We start from the raw sequence: 18,092 nt of genomic DNA, 5'->3' as shown, positions 1-18,092 counted from the left end.
GGATCCAGCCATTGCTGAACCTCAACCCAAGATGTAGTGACGATCAGTTCCTGGCGCGACCAGCGTTCTCAAAGCTCACTTCGCCCATTACGAAAGGGCTGAAAGTTGAGGTCATCGGAATTGATTTATTCGGTTCGCTGTTGCGAAGGAGGGTTCCTGCTGACGCAGTTTTAGGATTGAAATGACTCATGGAATAAACCTCTATTATTTTTATTGGTTTCGCTCGAACCCTAAGCACCTAATTTTCGCAGGCATCCAAAGGTGAGCCGAGGACCATCACACATTTGCTCATGTATGTGTCGCTCGTTACATAACTTAAGCTGAAACACGTGATTTAATCAAGACCACCAAGGAGATTTTATCGTGCTGCCTCAGATGAGCAGGCACCTCTCCCTAGACATAGGCCCCTTCGCAACGTCTAGGACGGCACTTTTAGGCAACCGCCTCAAGCAACGCGCATGATGCTTTCGAAGTCGAGAACCGCTAGGAAGCTGATCTGCATGACGCCCACTGGAGTTCCTAGAACGCTCAGCTAGGCGGTTTCGAGTCAGAAAGCTGCCGCCAAGCCTCGGTTCAGCAGGCCATCCGATGACTCGCAGATAGACACAAGGCCAAAAGCTAGGCTCCGCAGCCGCTAATTCCGTTCGCAACGAACGTTGAAGAGGAACTCAAGAAAACAGTAGATGCAGAGATAGCTGTACTCTCCCTGCTAGCCTCAGGTGGCCCCTGATCCCTAACCCTGTATCGCGAGGCCGGCTAGAAGCTACGTCGCTAAAGGCTTCCACTTCTCAAGAAGTTTTTCCGCCAAAGCCTGCATTGCGAGGAGTTGTTGGCGGCAACATCTGACCACATCCATCGCCCCCGGCTCTAGTTGCGATGCAACGAAAACACCATCGCCGAAAGCCATCCACACCTGCGCTAGCTCCTCAGCTAGGTCAGGTGGCAACATCTGACCACCCGGCCGGATTACGTGGCGTATCTGTTCGGTCAATATCGCCCGGCTGTGCTGACGAATACGGGCAATCACCTTGGTCACTTCAGGATCAGAGCTACGTCGCTCCAGACCAATCAGAAAAATCAAACGCATAAACGGTGGTGGATTCTCGAGGAATTCGGCATCGCTACGCGCTTGGCTCTCTATCAAATCCGTCTCGCCAGGCATCTTGCTCATGCTTTTGCGGTTCAGATTGTTATCGATCACCTGCAAGGCACTGTGTTCGAGAGCGGCAAGCAGCAACTTTTCCTTATTGCCGAAATGCCAGTAAATAGATGTCGTTGGATAGCCACTACGCTCACGGATCATCGACATACTGGTTCCGGCATAACCGTACTCAGCCATCAGACTCATTGCCACGTCTAGAATCTTTTCGGGATTAGCTTCGGCCCGTTGACGACTGGCTGAACGCGGCTTTACGGAGTTGCTCTTTTTATTGTCCGACGCATTCTCGGCATTGCTCATTGGCTGTCCCCTTGAATCTGATGATCGTATTAGCTAGCCGTGCACAATACCTCTCATTGGCCTTCTCGGTGCGAGTAACCTGATCTTCTACGTTGTTTAGGCATTGAGGGTGATGTGTTGGCAAGCACTTACGTCGTCTAGGTTGTGTCCGATTGAAGTACACCTCAATCAGGCGTCAGGACGATTACTCGCCCCGTCAGAGTAGGGTCTATTTCTGCATTTTCTGACGCTACGGCGTCCACCTCTACGACCTCAACCAGACAGACAAAGCGCTCAGCGTATAAAAATTTCCTTTTTCTATATTCGCCCAAGACTGCCCAGGGGACTACGATTCCGGTCGATGTCGCCAACGCAGCTTTGGCGCATGGGTTTGGCTGGGTGATGCTGTATGGCGGTGTTGCTGCATGGGTGCTCATGGCGGCGAACTGCTTGGTCTTTCGTTCGAGTAAAGCCGTTCATTTTCAGCAGTGACTGTAATCCGAAGGACTTGCTATTGGCCGATTTCTGCCGGTCACGACGTGCCGGAATCGATCCGAAAAACAAGCGCTCAGCGATGTCTACAAAATTATGAGTCTGACCTATGGAGTCGGCAGTGATCCAGTCGCGGTAAACGCTGGAAAAGACATCATCGACTCGGTCGGTGTGTGCTCGTAAGTTGAGGACAACACCGCACCGAGCCGATCGCCCAGCAGGTTCCAGGCTCGTTTCTTCTCTTCGGCATAGTCGTGATGCAGGTAGTGGCGCCTCACCCGAGAACCTGCCAGCACATGGTTTTGGCAACGGTCGATGACGTCCAGGCTGATCCCCAAAGCCTGCATCATGGTCGCGCCCGTGCGGCGCAGGTCATGCGGCGTCCAGTCGCCGCTTTGGCCGTCGGCAAGGACCAGGGTGTCGTCGTGACGCCGTCTGGAGAGGGCCTTGCGGTTTTTGAACCGCGCCTGGCGATCGCCGACCTGTTTACTCACCACCTTTACGTCCACATGCCCATCATCCTGCTTATTTGGAAAGCACCATTGTGAGTCCCCCGTCAGGGTCTTGAGTTCCTGAAAGAAATGCAGCGCAAAGGGAGAGAGGAAAACATGGTGGTCCTGTTTCTTGCCGCGAGTGCCTTTGACATTTTCACTGGGTAGGAACCAAGTCTGCCGGTCCAGATCGACATTTTTCCATTCGGCCTGCAGCAACTCGCCAATCCGACACAAGGTGCCCAGGCTGATCCAGAGCGCGAGTTGAGTCTCCTTCTTCAGTGGACGAATGCCGTCGTATTTTTGGCCAGCGGGGAGGGCGTTGTAATCGGCGGTCATTTGCTGGAAGCGGTTGTGCAGTTCCAACAGCTCCGTCGGCGAAAGGATCCGGCTTCGTTCGGCCTCGTAGTCGGCAGGGATCAGGGGGGAGATGTCGACCAGCTCCGTTGGATCACCCTCGACCAATAAGGCCCGCCAGGGCTGGCGCTTTCTGGCCCAGCTGAACATCTGAGTGAGGTCGGCGAAAAAGCTGATGGCTTGCCGGTGAGCGCCGCGGTTGATCACTGCCCGGATCAGCGCCCGAATATCATGCTCAGAAACACTACTGACTGACGTCTTGCCGAGTGACGGGTAAAGGTCCTTGTTAAAGCGCCGTTGCAACTCCGCATTGCCGTCTTTGCGCGCAACGCCATCCAACAACCAGGCTTTGGCCAACTCTTGGACGGTCAGTATTTGAACCTTGCGGGTCTTTTCCTGTTCGGCCTCTACGTTAGCAGCGGCATGCGCTTGTGCCTTGGCGGTTTTCTTTTGTTCGTTGGGATTGATTTGCTCATCGATGAGCGCCCGGGCCTGGTTGCGGGCCTTGCGGATGTCCGTCAGGGATTTGCGTGGCCAGGAGCCGCAGGAGTACTCTTTGTTCTGCTCTCCCCACCGATACCGATAGAAAAAGCTGACCGACACACCGTCCTTGCGGACTGAGATTCGACCGGCCAGATTGCCATCCTCCCTGAGGATGCGATCGGCATCATTGGCGGTCAGCGACTCGAGTTCTTTGATGGTAATTTTGGCCATGAAATGGACTCCCCCTACTTTTACCCCCACAAAAACGTCGGCTCTTGATGGACGTTACTGGACTCTCGTAGAGCAGAACACCGCTGGAGCTCAAGTAAATACTAGCTTAGAAAAATCCAGAGTAAAATTTTGGAAGCTTTCAAGAAGTATGAAAAAGGAGATGGGGTGCTAGGGGTCGAGTGTTCGAATCACTCCGTCCCGACCATATATTTCAATGAAAAGGCCAATGCACACAGCATTGGCCTTTTTCATTTGCGTGACTTTTGCGGGATGCCCTTATTTCCCCGCTTGCCTTAACTTGCCGATTAAACTTCCAAGACAATCCTCACTTGAACAAGCCCCGATCCCGGCGGTAACTCGTCACAAAACCCTCAATGGTCGGCAGCGGGCCGAACAGTTTCTGCTGCGTTCGATGATCGTGGCTGATATAGCCGCTTTTTCGCACCCACGACAACACGGCAACGCCGTCCCGGAGCTATGGAGCGGGCCTGGCATCAACGGCCTCAGCAACGTGATCAGACGCGAGAATGCAGGTTTCGCAACGACGAGCCGACCCGGCACGCGGGTGAATGCCGCCGCCACCATTGGTCCGGTAGGCGACATCGCAGAAGATATCGACGCTTTGATTCAGCACCGAGGCAGGCAAGTCGAGTGCTGCTTCAATGGCGTACCGCGCCAGGTCAGGTGAGTAGCCTTCAAACGCATGGTCGGACGTGCGCTCCGAAGTTACCAGGCCTCTCTCCAGACTCGCCCTCACTCCCCAAAAAACACCAACGCCCGCACCTCGATACTCCTCCTTGGCGGTGCATCCACCGGCGTAGTCGGGTCATCAAACGCCGTATGTGCGCTGCGCCTCGCAACATCGCTACGCGAGTCATGGATCTTCAACAGCAGCACCTCATCCGGCCGCAGCTGCGGGTAGTAATACCAGCGATGTGCGGGATTGGCCTTGACCGAAAAAGTCTCGCCAACTTTGTCCCGATACACCAGGTCGCTGGGCAGCAAGTCGCTCTCGGCCATGCTTTGCGCATCGCACAGGGCGAGTGGGGTACTCAGGACCGGCGCACCAATCGGCCGCCAGACGTTAATAATCGCAAACCGTTTCAGCAGCCGCTGTTCAGCCTCATCCGCAGGCAGATGATCACGTACCCTGCGAATCGCCGAGCGCTCGGTCTGGTCGTTATGCACGTACCGCACCGGCTCACGCAGCCCGCGGTCCTCGCGTCCGTGCTCGTCCACCCGGATGGTGTGGTCGAAGATCACCACTTTCACCGCTCCGGTCTGTTGCTTGAGCAAGGCTTCGGTTTCCGGATAGTAGTGTTCACGGACCTGATCATCGTTTTCCAGGTCAGGCACCGTGCTGGTGTGGTCGATCCTTTCGAAACCGTTGCGATCCAGATGAGCCGGTTCGTCGAGCAACCGGGCGTTGTGAATACTCACTTGGGTGGGGTCCAGCACGCCGTTGCGCTTGGGTGTGCCGTCTGGCTGCGGAAAGGTGTAGTTCACCGGTCGCTCGCCGGTGTCCAGCAGGTAGTTGAGTTCGCCGATGACCGATGGCGGGGCGAGATGAGTCTGATGAGTTCCCATGAACAATCCTCCAGGCGTGAGGCGGTTTTCAGAAGGGTTCCTTGAAGGGCCGCAGGTCCAGTTCCTGGGTCCAGGCGCTGCGCGGTTGGGTGTGCAGGTACCAATAGGCGTCGGCGATGTCTTCGAGTTTCAGCGCACCGTCTTCCCCCAGTCGCGCCAGGTAATCCGGGGCCCGGCTTTGCACGCGCTCACCGTCGATGGCGCCATCGATGACCACATGGGCGACGTGCACGTTTTGTGGCCCGAACTCGCGGGCAAATGACTGGCTCAGTGAGCGCAAGCCCGCCTTCGCGGCAGCAAAGGCGGCGAACGGTGGCTTGCCTCGCAATGAAGCGGTAGCCCCGGTGAACAACAGGCTGCCGCCACCACTGTCGAGCAGCAAACGGGTGGCCTCGCGGGCAAACAGGAAGCCGCCCAGGGTCGAGGCCCGCCAGGTCTGCTCGAACAACTGCGCGCTCAACTCCAGGGTGGGCGCTGCGACGGAGTTGCCGACATTGAAGATCGCGGCCTTGAGGGGGCCCAACTGGCTGATCTGCTGGCTGGCGGCGATCACCTCGGACTCGATTCCCGAGTCCGCCACGATAGCTACCGCATCCCCGCCGAGCGCACGGATGCCCTCGACCACAGCCTGCAACTTGTCGGGGCTCCTGCCGCTGACAGCCACCTGCAAACCCTCCCGCGCGAAGCGTCGCGCCAGCGCCGCTCCCAGGCCGGCCACGGCACCCACACCGGCAACCCACACCACAGGCTCGGATCGAGACTCAGACATTAGCCACTTCCTCAATGAGATACGTGGCTAACAATTTACCCATCGCCGGGCGTGAGGAATAAGAACATCGACAGCTAAGGTTATGCGATGACTCAATAGCGCATTTCCACCGCCACATAAGCCCCAATCCCATCCCCCGGATACAACGACGCCGTATCCTGGCCCTTCGCGTCATACAACGGCTGCACCGCAGTCACGTACTTCTGATTGGTCAGGTTCTTCACATCCAGCGACACCTTCCAGTCCTTGCTCGGCGTTTCATACCCCACGTTCGCCCCGAAGATTGTGTAGGAGGGCGCGTAGAAGCTATTGGCATAGTCCACCGCCGTACGCGAAGCCGACTGCACGTTCACCCCGGTATAGAAGCCCGCCGGGTGCTGATACTGCACCTCGCCCTGATAGATATGCTTCGGAATTCCCGGCAGTTGGTTGTCGCCGAAGGTCGGGTCGTGCCGGTAGTAGAAGTCGTTGTAGGTGTACACCTGGCGCAGGGTGATTTTTTCACCCGAGGTGTTTTCCCACAGGCGCGTATTCAAGCCGGCCTCGATCCCTTGATGGATCGTCGGTGTGGCGTTGAATGCACCGGTTACCGCCGCTGCGGTGGAGGTGGCCGGAATGATCTGCACGTTGAGCAATTCATTTTTCACCCACGAGCGGTAGAGCGCCAGGCTGCCGTCGAAGATGCCCGATGAACCCTTGATCCCGACTTCCACGGTATTGGCTTTCTGTTCCACCAGCGGCCGTACGTACGGCGAGGTCGGCCCGGAGCCGGAGTATTCCCACGACGCCGGTGGGTCGACGGAGCGGCTGACGTTGGCGAACACTTGCAGTTGCGGGGTGAACTCGTAACGCACGCCGATTCGCGGTGCCAGGCTCCAGTTGTCGTAGGTCACATCGCTCGGGTACGTGGTGGTGTTGGCCACCAGGGCTTCCTTGACGTCGGCATGGCGCCGCACGTTGATCGCCGAGACGCCGCTGGTCAGCCACAGGCCGTCCACCAGTTCCAGGTCGTTGCCCACGGAGAACACGTGATCGAAAGACGAGCTGTAGTCGACGAACTTGCGGGTCTGTTTGTTGGCGAAAGTGGAGTCGACCTGGCCCTTGAGGTGTTCGGTGGAGGTGAAGGCCAGGCTGGAGCGGCTTTCGTGGCCGAACAGGGTGTCGCGGCGGTCGTAGTTGATCACCGCGCTCAGGTCATGCCAGTCCCAGTAGCTGGGGTTGCTAGGGCTGTTCGGGCTGTTGTTGTGGGCGTACTGGTAGTAGACGAAGCCCACCGACAGGGTGGCGTCGTCCTCAAAGGTGTAGGTGGTCTTGCTGCCCAGCCATACGCTGCCGGGGCGACGGCTGCCGGCGCCGCTGCTTTCGGCGGTGGCACTGGCGCGGTCGGAGTGGTGCTTCACCGCATCCAGGGTGGTGGCGCTCGGGTCGTTGTGGAACTCGTCGCGGTAACGCAGCATCACCCGGGTTTCGAGTTGCGGGCTGAAGCGGTAGCCAAAGTTCGCCACTACGCCCTGGCTTTTCGACAGGCTGTAATCGCGGTAGCCATCGCTGCGGTAGTTGTCGGCATTCAGGTAGTAATCGAACGCGCCCTCGACGCCGCCGACACTCAGGCTTTGCTTGTTGTAGCCGTAGCTCCCGGTTTCCGCGCGCACCCGTAGCCCGGGCGCGGTGTAGCCGGTCTGGTTGACGAAGTTGATGGCGCCGCCAAGGCTCAGTGCGCCGTACTGGAAGGCGTTGGCACCGCGCAGGATTTCGGTGTAATTCACCCCCGAGCCGTTGAGGAATTCGTAGGGTGTGCCGCCCGGGCCGGTGATCGGCAGGCCGTCGAACAGGAACTTGATGCCCTCACGGAAATACCCCGGCGAGGTGTTGGCCCCTGAGCCACGGATGGAGATCTTGGCCGCGTCATTGCCACCGGTGGACTGCACGAACACACCCGGTTGATAGGCGAGGGTGTCCTGCAAGGTGGCGGTCCGTCCCTTGGCCACCTGTTCGCTGTCTACCACGCTGGTGCCGCCGGGCACCTCGGACAACTGACTCTTTGCCGCCTCAACGGGCGTGATTTTTTGTGCCTCCACCGTCACGGTCTTTAGCCGTGTACCGGTTGTCGGTGTGACCTCATCCTCTGCCTGTGCGCTGGTGGAAAAGACCAGGGCCGAGCCCAGTCCCAGCATCGCCAGCCAAGTGGCTTGCCGAACGGCAAGTGTCAACTTTTGCAACTCTCCCCGAAAGATCGGATCCATTAAGCGTGTTCCTTGTGAATAGATAAAGATAGCCCCAGCTTTCTATTCGAATAGTCATGCCTGTTTCGCTCTGAGCAGTTTCTATGCCAATGCTATTTTCCAAGGATTACGGGCGCTTAGTGGGGGAGAAGTGTTCTGCGGGATACTTTGTTTTGAATCAGTGTTTAATTTTCAACAGTTAACTCTGTTGGCCGGATTTGCTTCAACTGTCGCAAACGCAACAGTTGATAAGCAGTGTGTAAAGCTACCAACAACTTAAGGTCGTATAACGGGTATAACCATATAAATGTTTGCTATGGATTTGCCCGGTCTGTAAGGGTTTCGTACCTATTTAGTGATCAGGATGGCGTTTCTGAAAGTCTGGCATGCTCACTGCATTACAGCCTGTAGTTGCAAACTTTCAGTGTTTATCGAGTTCCTCTAAGGAAGCGTCATTGACAACCATTCTGAAACTGTCGGCGGTTATATCACTGTCCCTGGCGATCAATGCCTGTTCACCGGCTGCGGCACCACAACATGAAACTTCGGTGGCTGATGGCACTGTGACTAACGGTGTGGTGACTTATTCGGCGACGGACTTTTATGAGCCGTCACCGGGTCGCAGCGGTGGAACTTTGCGAGTGTCCGCCGCCTCCGACGCCGGCAGTTTCGATGTGCACGCCTTATCCAACGGCAACATCCAATGGATGGGCCGAATTCTCTACGATTGCCTGGTGTACCAGGACGAGCAGGGCAATATCAGCCCATGGCTGGCCCGCTCCTGGGACATCTCCGAGGACGGCAAGACCTACACCTTTCACCTGCGCGATGACGTGACCTTCAGCGACGGCGAGAAATTCAACGCCCAGGCGCTGCAAACCAACCTGGAGCACATGCGCGATCCGGCCACCAAGTCCCCGCTGGCCGCGGCTTACATCGCGCCATACCTGAGCGGCAAGGTCATCGATGACTACACCTTCGAAGCCCACTTGCGTGAACCCTACACACCCTTCCTCGACGTGCTGGCGCAGTCCTGGCTGAGCATGATCTCGCCAAAACAGATCCGCGAAGCGCCCAAGACCATCGCTGAACATCCCATCGGCAGCGGTCCGTTCCTGTTGCAGAGCTACACCCGTGACCAGGGTGCGGTGTTCATCAAGCGCCCCGGCTACAACTGGGCACCACCGGTGACAAGGCATAAGGGGGAGGCCTACCTGGACCGCATCGAGTTGAGCTACGTCCCCGAAGCCATGATCCGCTTCACGGCGCTGGAGTCCGGCCAGTCGGATTTCGCCCTCGACGCACCGGCCCAGAACGCCGCCGCCATTCGTGCCAACCCGAACCTGGTGATGCGCAGCCGGATCCGCAAAGGCAACCCGAGCCGCAGCATGACCTTCAACGTTGAACAGCCACCGTTTGACGATGTACGCGTGCGCCGCGCAGTGGCCAAGGCCATCGACCGCGAAGGGTTGGCGTGGATTTCCGGCTTCGGCGAATACATCGCCAAGGCGGATTTCCTGGCGGCCAACACCCGGTTTTATCAACCCAACAACGACGCCCTGGCCTACGACGTCAAAGCTGCCAATGCGCTGCTGGACGACGCCGGCTGGACCGGGCGCGATGCCCAGGGTTATCGCACGAAGGATGGGCAGCGCCTCAAGGCAACCCTGCTGTCCTATGACAACCCGGCGTTTCCCGCCAGCGTCTCGGTGGCCATCCAGGCCGACCTGAAAAAGGTCGGCTTTGAGATGCCCATCGAAATGCTGCCGCTGACCCGGGTGACCGAGAAACGCTATGCCGGGAAATTCCAGGCGCTGGCCGGCGGTTACTGGCACACCAACACACCCGACGGCCTGTTCGTGCTCTATCACAGCCAGGCCATCAGCACCGACAAGATCATCGGCCAGAACGTCGGTCGCTTTCGTGATGCCGAGCTGGATCGGGTACTCAGCGCCGCTCGCCAATCCCGCGACTCGGTTGAATTGCAGGCGCTCTACGGCGAAGCACAAAAGCGCCTGACCGAGACCGTCCCGGCGGTGCCTTCGGTGGAAAGCCAGGTGCTCACCGCGTATGGCCGGCAAGTTCAAGGCGTGATTTTTGATACCTCCCACAACGTACCGTTCTTCACCAGCATCTGGCTGGACCGGGGGCAACCATGAGCCTGTTCAAATCCATCGCCTGGCGCCTGCTGGCGGGCATCGGCGTACTGTGGGGCGCTGCGACGCTGACCTTTCTCGCCGTCAATTTCAGCGGCGGAGATACGGCGCTGGCAATCCTCGGCGGCCCGGACTCGATGCCCACACCGGAGCTGCTGGCCCGGGTGCGTGCCGAATACGGCCTGGACCAGCCCCTGATCGTGCAATACGGCAATTACCTGGTACGCCTGGCCCATGGCGACCTCGGCGAGTCCTATCGCCTGCGTATTCCGGTGCAGCAGGCGATTGCCGAGCAGATCGGCGCCACCATTCAACTGTCCTTGAGCGCCGCGCTGCTGGCAGTGGTGTTGGCCCTGGTGTGCGCGATCCTCACCGCCAACCGTTCGCGCTGGGTGCGCTCAGTCGTCTCCGGCAGCGAACTGGTGCTGTCGTCGGCGCCTTCGTTTGTGATCGGCATGCTGCTGTTGCTGGTGTTTTCGTTTCATTGGCACTGGTTGCCGCCGTCCGGTTCCGTGGGCTGGCGCTCGTTGATCCTGCCCTCGGTCGCGCTGGCCTTGCCGGTGGCTGCGGTGCTGACCCAACTGCTGCGCCAGTCCCTGGAAGACACCCTCGAACAACCCTTTATCGCCATGGCCCGTGCCCGCGGTCTGTCCGAAACCGCCGTGCGCCTGCGTCATGCCTTGCGCCACGCGCTGGTGCCGTTGGTGACCCTGGCCGGGTTCGTGTTCGCCAGCCTGCTGGGCGGCGCGGTGGTGGTGGAATTGCTGTTTGCACGCCAGGGCATCGGGCGCTTGATGCTCGATGCCACCAGCAACAAAGACGTGCCGATGGTGCTGGGGGTGACCCTGCTTGCGGCCACGGTGTACGTGCTGGTGAACCTGGCCGTCGATTTGATCAACCGCTGGATTGACCCCCGGGCCAATCAGGCGTGAGTGTCTTTGAAGAAGGAAAAACCATGAGTGCTTCGATCCCCGCTGCGGTGAGTTATGTCGACTTGCACCAGCGTTTTGCCGACGTATTTGCACGGATAGCCGACACCGCCGTCGCCCGCGAGCAGCAACGCGAGCTGGCCCATGACGCGGTGGCGTGGCTGCGGGAGGCCGGCTTCGGTGCCCTGCGCGTGCCCCTGGCCCAGGGCGGCCTGGGCGCGAGTTTGCCGCAGTTGTTTCGCCTGTTGATTGAACTGGGGGAGGCCGATTCAAACCTGCCGCAGATTGTGCGCGCGCATTTCGGGTTTGTTGAAGGCCGGATTTCCAGCCGTGACAGCGAGTCCCAGGATTACTGGTTCGCCAAAGTCGTCGACGGCGAACTGTGGGGCGCCGCCATGGCCGAGCGCACCGATACCACCCGCAACTCGGTGACCCTCAGCGCAGTCGATTCCGGCTGGCGGCTGGACGGCGAGAAGTACTACTGCACCGGCACGCTGTACGCCAACTGGATCGCCGCCGTCGCCCTGGATGGCGAGGATTTTGTCAGCCTCGCGGTGCGTACCGATGCGCCAGGCGTCACCGTCGAGGATGACTGGGACGGCTTCGGTCAGCGCCTCACCGGCAGCGGCACCACCCGCTTCAAGGCGGTCGACGTACCGGCGCAGCACATCGTGCGACGCTTCAAGAAAGACGAGCTGCGCGCCGAGTCCTACCTGAGCGCGTTCTACCAGCTGTTCCACCTGGCGACCCTGGCCGGCATCGCGAATGCGGTGCTGCGCGATGCCACCGAATTCGTCAAAGGCCGCACCCGCGCGTTTGGCGTGCCGGGGCAATCGAGCCCCAAGGATGATCCGCTGGTGCAGCGGGTGATCGGTCGCCTGTCGAGCCTGGCCTATGCCGCCCGCACCCAGGTGCTGGCCGTTGCCGAGGTCCTTCAGGAGGTGCACGAAGCAGAGCAGGGTGGCTACGCCAACGAACAGCATTACACCGAGGCCGAGATCCGTGCCTATCAGGCGCAACAGATCGTGCTGGAACAGGTGCTGGAAGCCACCACGCTGCTGTTCGAAGTCGGCGGCGCCTCCGCCACCAGCGAGTCGCGTCGCTTCGACCGGCATTGGCGTAACGCGCGCACCCTGGCCTCCCATAACCCGGCGATCTTTCGCGAACGCGCCCTGGGCAACTACTACCTCAACGACGTCACCCCCAACGCCGCCTGGCGCAGTCTGCAAGCCGCCGACGCCGAGCAGCAGGCCGCCCGCGACGAAGCGAGTGCGGTATGAGCCCTCAACCCTTGAATAAAAAAGGATCACCCATGCGTTACCGCCAATTGGGCAACAGCGACATCCAAGTCAGCGTGCTGGGCCTGGGCACCATGACCTGGGGCCACCAGAACACCGAAACCGATGCCCATCAACAGATTGATTTGGCGCTGGCCGAAGGTATCAATTTCATCGACACCGCCGAGATGTACCCCACGCCGACCAAGGCTGAAACCTGGCGCACCACCGAGCGTTACATCGGCAGCTGGCTGGCGGCCAGTGGTCGCCGGGACGAGGTGATCCTGGCGAGCAAAATCGCCGGCCCGGCCCGTGACCCCAGCAGCCAGCAGCACATCCGCGACGGCCTCAGCCACCACGACCGGCGCAACATCGTCGAAGCCCTGGACGGCAGCCTCAAACGCCTGAACACCGACTACCTCGACCTCTACCAACTGCACTGGCCCGACCGCACCACCAACATCTTCGGCCAGCGCGAATACCCCTATCAGGCAGACAACCAGAGCGTGGCCATCGAGGAAACCCTGGCGGTGCTGGCCGATCAGGTCAAGGCCGGCAAGGTGCGTCACATCGGCGTTTCCAACGAAACCCCGTGGGGCGTGGCCGAGTTTCTCAAGCAAAGCGAACGCCTCGGCCTGCCGCGGATTGCCAGCGTGCAAAACCCCTACAGCCTGCTGAATCGCCTGTACGAGGGCGGCCTCTCGGAGTTCACCCACCGCGAAGGCGTCGGCCTGCTGGCGTACTCGCCGCTGGCCTTCGGTGCGCTCACCGGCAAATACCTGGGCGGCGCACGTCCCGAGGGTTCGCGGCTGTCGGCGGTGTACCGCACCTTCAACCGCTATGACAGCGCCTCGGCCCAGGAAGCCATTACCGGCTACGTGGAAATTGCCCGGCAACACGGCCTCACCCCGGCCCAGTTGGCCCTGGCCTTCATCATCGACAAACCCTTCGTCACCAGCGCGCTCACCGGGCAAACCAGCCTGGCGCAATTGCGCGACAACCTCGGCGCGCTGGACGTGAGCCTCAGTGACGAGATCAAGGCGCAGATCCAGGCCATCCACCAGCGCATTCCCAACCCTGCGCCCTAGAACGAGGAGCCTGGCATGACGCAAACCATTGAAACGTTGAGCGGCATTCGCCCGTTGCGTCTTGCCGGGCTGACCCGGCTGCGGCCCGGCCTGTTGCTCGCCGGGGTGTTTGTTGCCCTGTTGCTGTTGGCCGCCGTTGTTCCGCAATGGCTGGCCCCCTATGACCCGCTGGAGGCGTCGGCGCGCCTGGCGTTCCAGGCACCGAGCAACGTGTATTGGCTGGGCACCGATGAGAACGGGCGCGATGTGCTCAGCCGGTTGATTTATGGCGTGCGCTCGTCGCTGTTCATGGGCATCGCCGCTACGGCGCTGGGACTGGCCTGGGGCACCTTGCTCGGGTTGATCGCCGGCCTTGGTCCGCGCTGGCTGGATGGCGCCCTGATGCGCGGTATCGACGTGTTGCTGTCGTTTCCCGACCTGTTGCTGGCGCTGGTGATCATCACGTTTTTCGGCCAGGGCACGGCCAACCTGATTCTCGCGATAGGCATCGCCGGCGTGCCGCGTTATGCGCGGCTGGTGCGGGCGCAAACCCTCAATGTGCGCAACGCGGGCTACGTCGAGTCCGCCGTCACCCTCGGCCAATCGCACCTGGCGGTGGTGCTGCGGCACATCCTGCCGAATGCCTTCAAGCCGGTGCTGATCCTCGCCACCATCGGCGTCGGCGGCGCGATCACCGCTGGCGCCGCCTTGAGCTTCCTCGGCTTCGGCGCACCGCCGCCCGCGCCGGAGTGGGGCGGGATGATGTCCATCGGGCGCAGCTTCCTGGCCAACGCGCCGTGGCTGGTGGCCTGGCCCGCCCTGATCATCACCCTGACCGTTGTCTCCATCAGTGCCATCGGCCGCGAACTCTTGCGCCGCAGCGAAGGAAAGCCCCTATGACGATGAACATCCATACCCTCGGCCCGCTGGTCGACATCCGCGACCTGACAGTACGTTTCGGCCAGGCCGAGCCGGTGTTGCACGGCGTCAGTCTGCAGTTGCACCGCGGTGAATGCCTGGCGCTGGTGGGGGAATCGGGCTCCGGCAAAAGCGTCACCGCCCGCACCCTGGCCGGCCTTACGGGCAAGGACGCTCATGTCCAGGCCGCCAAGCTGGCCTTCCAGGGCGTCGACCTGCGCCAGCTCAACGAACGGGCCTGGCAGCAACTGCGCGGTGCGAGCATCGGCTTTGTGATGCAGGATGCCCTCGGCGCGCTGGACCCACTGCGCCGCGTCGGTGCCGAGATCGAAGAACCGTTGCACCTGCACACTACGTTGGGTCTGGAAGCCCGCCGCCTGCGGGTGCTGGAGCTGCTGCGGGATGTCGGCGTGCCGGAACCGGAACTGCGCGCCAGCCAATACCCGTGGCAGCTCTCCGGCGGTTTGCGCCAGCGCGCGCTGATCGCCTCGGCCATTGCCTGCAATCCACGGCTGATCATTGCCGATGAACCCACCACGGCACTGGACGCCACGGTGCAGGCCCAAGTTATCGCGCTGCTGGAAAGCCTGCGGGGTGAGGACAATGCGCTGCTGATGGTCAGCCATGACCTGTCGGTGGTCTCGCGCCTGGCCGATCGCGTGGCCGTGATGCGCCACGGGGTGATCGTGGAGGAGGGCAGCACCGAGCAGGTCCTGCAAGACCCGCGTCATCCGTATACGCAACTGCTGCTGCGGGCGGCCAAGGCCGTGCACTTCCAGCCCACACGGCGGTTGCTCACGGCGGTCGAAGCCGAGCCTGCTCCCGAAGGCGAGGTGCTGCTCGAAGCGCGTGATCTCTCCAAAACCTTTGTCGGCCCCGACGGCAAAACCCGCACGGTGCTGAACCAGGTGTCGTTGCAGCTGCGCCGCGGCGAAACCCTGGGGGTAGTGGGCGAATCGGGCTGCGGCAAGACCACCTTGACCCGCCTGATACTCGGCCTGGAAACCGCCGATGCCGGCGAGGTATGGATCAAGGGCCAGCGCTGGTCCGACCTCGACACCCGGCAAAAACGCGAAGCCCGGCGTGTGGTGCAAGTGGTGTTCCAGGACCCCCTCAGCTCCTTCGACCCGCGCTACACCGTGCAGCGTGTGCTGTTCGAAGCGCTGGTGGTGGCCGGTGTACCGCGTCACGCACGGCGCGACCGCGCGCTGGAACTGCTGGAACTGGTGCGCCTCGATGCCAGCGCCTTGTCCCGCCGACCCATCGAACTCTCCGGCGGCCAACGCCAACGCATTGCGATTGCCCGGGCGTTGGCTTCCGAGCCCCAAATCCTTATCTGCGATGAACCGGTCTCGGCGCTGGACGTGTCGGTACAGGCACAGATTCTGGAGCTGCTCGACGACCTCAAGCGCCGCCTTGGCCTGGCCTGCCTGTTCATCTCCCACGACCTGGGGGTGATCAACCACGTCAGCGAGCGCGTGCTGGTGATGAAGGCCGGCGAAGTGGTGGAGTCCGGCTCGGTACGCGCCGTGTTCGACCGCCCGGCCCATGCCTATACCCGCGCGCTGATCGACGCGATCCCGACCCTTGAAACCGACTACACGCCAGTCCCGTTCTACCTGAACGTCGCGATCTGACGTATTGGAAAACGTATCTACGAAAGGAGTGCTCCAGGTGCCCAAGCAACTGCACGTGAATTTGTTTGAGATGAACTGCGTCAGTCACATCGTCCATGGTTTGTGGGTGCACCCGGACAACAACCGGCACCGCTTCAACGACCTCGACTACTGGACCGAGCTGGCGCAATTGCTGGAATACGGCACCTTTGACGGTGTGTTCCTGGCCGACGTGATTGGCACCTACGACCGTTTTCGCGATGGCCCTGAAACCTCGTTGCGTGAAGGCATGCAGATCCCCAGCAACGACCCGCTGCTGGTGATTCCGGCGATGGCCGGGGTGACCAAGAACCTTGGTTTCGGCGCGACCTTTTCCACCACCTACGAACCGCCGTTCGCCTTCGCGCGGCGCATGAGTACCCTCGATCACCTGACCAAGGGGCGGGTGGGCTGGAACATCGTCACCTCGTACCTGCCGAACGCGGCGCGCAACTTCGGGCACGACACTGAGGTGGTCCATGATCACCGCTACGAGATCGCCGACGAATATCTGGACGTGTTGTACAAACTTTGGGAAGGCTCCTGGGACGACGACGCGGTGATTGTCGACCGCGAGCGCCGGATCTACACCGACCCGGACAAGGTGCGCTACATCAACCATGTGGGCGAACACTTCAAGGTTGCCGGTCCGCACCTGTGCCAGCCTTCGCGGCAACGTACGCCGGTGTTGTTCCAGGCCACCGGGTCACCGGCGGGTATCGAGTTTGCCGGGCGGCATGCTGAAGTGGTGTTTACCGGGGGCAATGATGCGCCGGCGGTGCGGGCGAATATCCAGGCGATGCGGCAGAAGGCAGTTGAGCATGATCGCGATCCGGCGGGGTTGAAGTTTATTGTGATGGCGGGGGTGATCGTCGGGCGTACCGATGAGGAGGTGAGTGCCAAGCTCGACAGCTATCGCAAGCTGGTGAGTGTTGAGGCGTCGCTGGCTCATGGGCAGTCGGCGATTGATTTGACGGCGTATCCGCGGGATACGTTGATCAGTGATCTGGTGGGTCGGCAGGTCAAGGGGTGGGAGAGTTTGAGCCGGTATAAACCGGATTCCACGGTGGGCGCGGTTCTGGCCCAGCTTGGTGGCTTCAATCGTGAGCGTTTTTTTGTTGCCGGTACACCTACGGTGGTGGCTGATGCGATTGAGAAATGGCTGGATGAGGATGGGATCGACGGGATTAACCTGAGGCAGTATTTGTCGTTCGAAACGGCGCGGGATTTTATTGAATTGGTGGTGCCGGAGTTGCGTCGTCGTGGGCGGTTTCGTGAGCGGTACAACGAAGGGGAGACGCTGCGGGAGCGGTTGTTTGGGGCTGGGCGGGCGCGGTTGCCGGGGGACCATTTTGGCGCGCGTTATCGGGATCCGGCGGCGTTGCTGAAGCCGGCGTTGCCGTTGCGGTTTCCGGCGTGAGTGGTGTGCCTGAGGGGGCTCTGTATTTCAGGGCTGCCAGGGTGGATGATGCGCCGCGGCTGGCGCACATTCATTTGCAGACCTGGCAGGCTGCGTACCGGGAGATTTTGTCCGAGCGTTTTCTTGCTGACCTGAACAGCGGGGTGTCACAGCGCACGGCGTTTCTGGCCCAGGCCATAGGTGGTGGCACCTTGTCGGTGTGGGTAGTGGAGTTGGACGGGGAGCTCGTGGCGTGGGCGTCGTTTGGTAGCAGTCGGGATGTGGATGCGCCGCTGGTTACTGGAGAACTGCGTGCGCTTAATCTGTTGCCTGGGATCTGGGGGCAGGGGATTGGTACGCGGCTTTGGGGGCGGGTTCGGGAGCAGTTGATCGAGGCCGGTTTTATCAGTGCGACCGTTTGGGTGGTGCAGGGGAATCGGCGTGCTCTGGGTTTCTATCGGGCGCTTGGGTTTGTGGCTGAACCGCATACGGCTAAGACTGTGGTGGAACATGATGAGCCGTTGCCGTTGGTGCGATATCGGGTGCAGCTTAAGGTTTTTGTGGGAAATGAAGTTTGAGTACATATCCGTTATTTAGGTAACGGCGGCTTATGGTTCCGCT

General features: G+C 60.6%; 14 protein-coding genes. 9 read left to right on the top strand and 5 right to left on the bottom strand.

Features of this window, described 5'->3' with window-relative positions; all coding sequences use genetic code 11:
* Positions 1-763: 763 nt before the first annotated feature.
* Positions 764-1,459: a TetR/AcrR family transcriptional regulator gene (locus JFU58_RS23160; protein WP_201142473.1), complete on the bottom strand. Its 696-nt coding sequence runs from the start codon at positions 1,457-1,459 to the stop codon at positions 764-766.
* A gap of 578 nt (positions 1,460-2,037) precedes the next feature.
* Positions 2,038-3,492, bottom strand: coding sequence for a tyrosine-type recombinase/integrase (locus JFU58_RS23155; RefSeq protein WP_201142472.1), 1,455 nt, complete (start codon positions 3,490-3,492; stop codon positions 2,038-2,040).
* Positions 3,493-3,718: 226 nt separating this feature from the next.
* On the opposite strand from JFU58_RS23155, the gene JFU58_RS23150 reads away from it, so the two are divergent.
* Entirely contained in the window at positions 3,719-4,180 is a 462-nt protein-coding gene (locus JFU58_RS23150) for a hypothetical protein (RefSeq protein ID WP_201142471.1), read from the top strand.
* Between the two features lie 65 nt (positions 4,181-4,245).
* Here JFU58_RS23150 and JFU58_RS23145 read toward each other — a convergent pair whose 3' ends face one another.
* From JFU58_RS23145 to JFU58_RS23135, 3 genes are all read right to left on the bottom strand, one after another.
* On the bottom strand, positions 4,246-5,079 hold the full coding sequence (locus JFU58_RS23145) for a CmcJ/NvfI family oxidoreductase (RefSeq protein ID WP_201142470.1): 834 nt from the start codon (positions 5,077-5,079) through the stop codon (positions 4,246-4,248).
* Between the two features lie 28 nt (positions 5,080-5,107).
* Complete coding sequence (locus JFU58_RS23140) at positions 5,108-5,848, bottom strand: SDR family NAD(P)-dependent oxidoreductase (protein ID WP_093199052.1); 741 nt, start codon at positions 5,846-5,848, stop codon at positions 5,108-5,110.
* Between the two features lie 92 nt (positions 5,849-5,940).
* Positions 5,941-8,091 carry a TonB-dependent receptor family protein gene (locus JFU58_RS23135; protein WP_201142469.1) on the bottom strand — a complete coding sequence of 717 codons (2,151 nt, stop codon included), beginning with the start codon at positions 8,089-8,091 and terminating at the stop codon, positions 5,941-5,943.
* 434 nt (positions 8,092-8,525) lie between these two features.
* Here JFU58_RS23135 and JFU58_RS23130 point away from each other — a divergent pair, with 434 nt between their 5' ends.
* The 8 genes from JFU58_RS23130 to JFU58_RS23095 are packed head-to-tail and all read left to right on the top strand — an operon-like array spanning position 8,526 to position 18,049.
* A complete protein-coding gene (locus JFU58_RS23130; RefSeq protein WP_201142468.1) occupies positions 8,526-10,229 on the top strand; it encodes an ABC transporter substrate-binding protein in 1,704 nt (567 codons plus the stop codon).
* On the top strand, positions 10,226-11,158 hold the full coding sequence (locus tag JFU58_RS23125) for an ABC transporter permease (RefSeq protein ID WP_093199041.1): 933 nt from the start codon (positions 10,226-10,228) through the stop codon (positions 11,156-11,158). The genes JFU58_RS23130 and JFU58_RS23125 overlap by 4 nt, the downstream gene beginning before the upstream one ends.
* Positions 11,159-11,181: 23 nt before the next feature.
* Positions 11,182-12,435 (top strand): acyl-CoA dehydrogenase family protein, encoded by a 1,254-nt coding sequence (locus tag JFU58_RS23120; protein WP_201142467.1) that lies wholly within the window; start codon positions 11,182-11,184, stop codon positions 12,433-12,435.
* 32 nt (positions 12,436-12,467) lie between these two features.
* Positions 12,468-13,520 carry an NADP(H)-dependent aldo-keto reductase gene (locus JFU58_RS23115; RefSeq protein WP_063031627.1) on the top strand — a complete coding sequence of 351 codons (1,053 nt, stop codon included), beginning with the start codon at positions 12,468-12,470 and terminating at the stop codon, positions 13,518-13,520.
* Between the two features lie 15 nt (positions 13,521-13,535).
* Positions 13,536-14,399, top strand: a complete 864-nt coding sequence (locus JFU58_RS23110) for an ABC transporter permease (RefSeq protein ID WP_063031624.1) — start codon at positions 13,536-13,538, stop codon at positions 14,397-14,399.
* On the top strand, positions 14,396-16,054 hold the full coding sequence (locus JFU58_RS23105) for a dipeptide ABC transporter ATP-binding protein (protein WP_177026029.1): 1,659 nt from the start codon (positions 14,396-14,398) through the stop codon (positions 16,052-16,054). The genes JFU58_RS23110 and JFU58_RS23105 overlap by 4 nt, the downstream gene beginning before the upstream one ends.
* A gap of 37 nt (positions 16,055-16,091) precedes the next feature.
* Positions 16,092-17,492, top strand: a complete 1,401-nt coding sequence (locus tag JFU58_RS23100; RefSeq protein ID WP_177026030.1) for an LLM class flavin-dependent oxidoreductase — start codon at positions 16,092-16,094, stop codon at positions 17,490-17,492.
* 41 nt (positions 17,493-17,533) lie between these two features.
* Positions 17,534-18,049, top strand: coding sequence for a GNAT family N-acetyltransferase (locus tag JFU58_RS23095; RefSeq protein ID WP_201142466.1), 516 nt, complete (start codon positions 17,534-17,536; stop codon positions 18,047-18,049).
* Positions 18,050-18,092: the final 43 nt, after the last annotated feature.

The organism is Pseudomonas sp. TH34 (assembly GCF_016650865.1).
GTDB classification, from domain to species: Bacteria; Pseudomonadota; Gammaproteobacteria; order Pseudomonadales; family Pseudomonadaceae; genus Aquipseudomonas; species Aquipseudomonas yamanorum.
The sequence above is the reverse complement of the archived record's forward strand: the minus strand, read 5'-3'. Positions and strand labels throughout refer to the sequence as shown.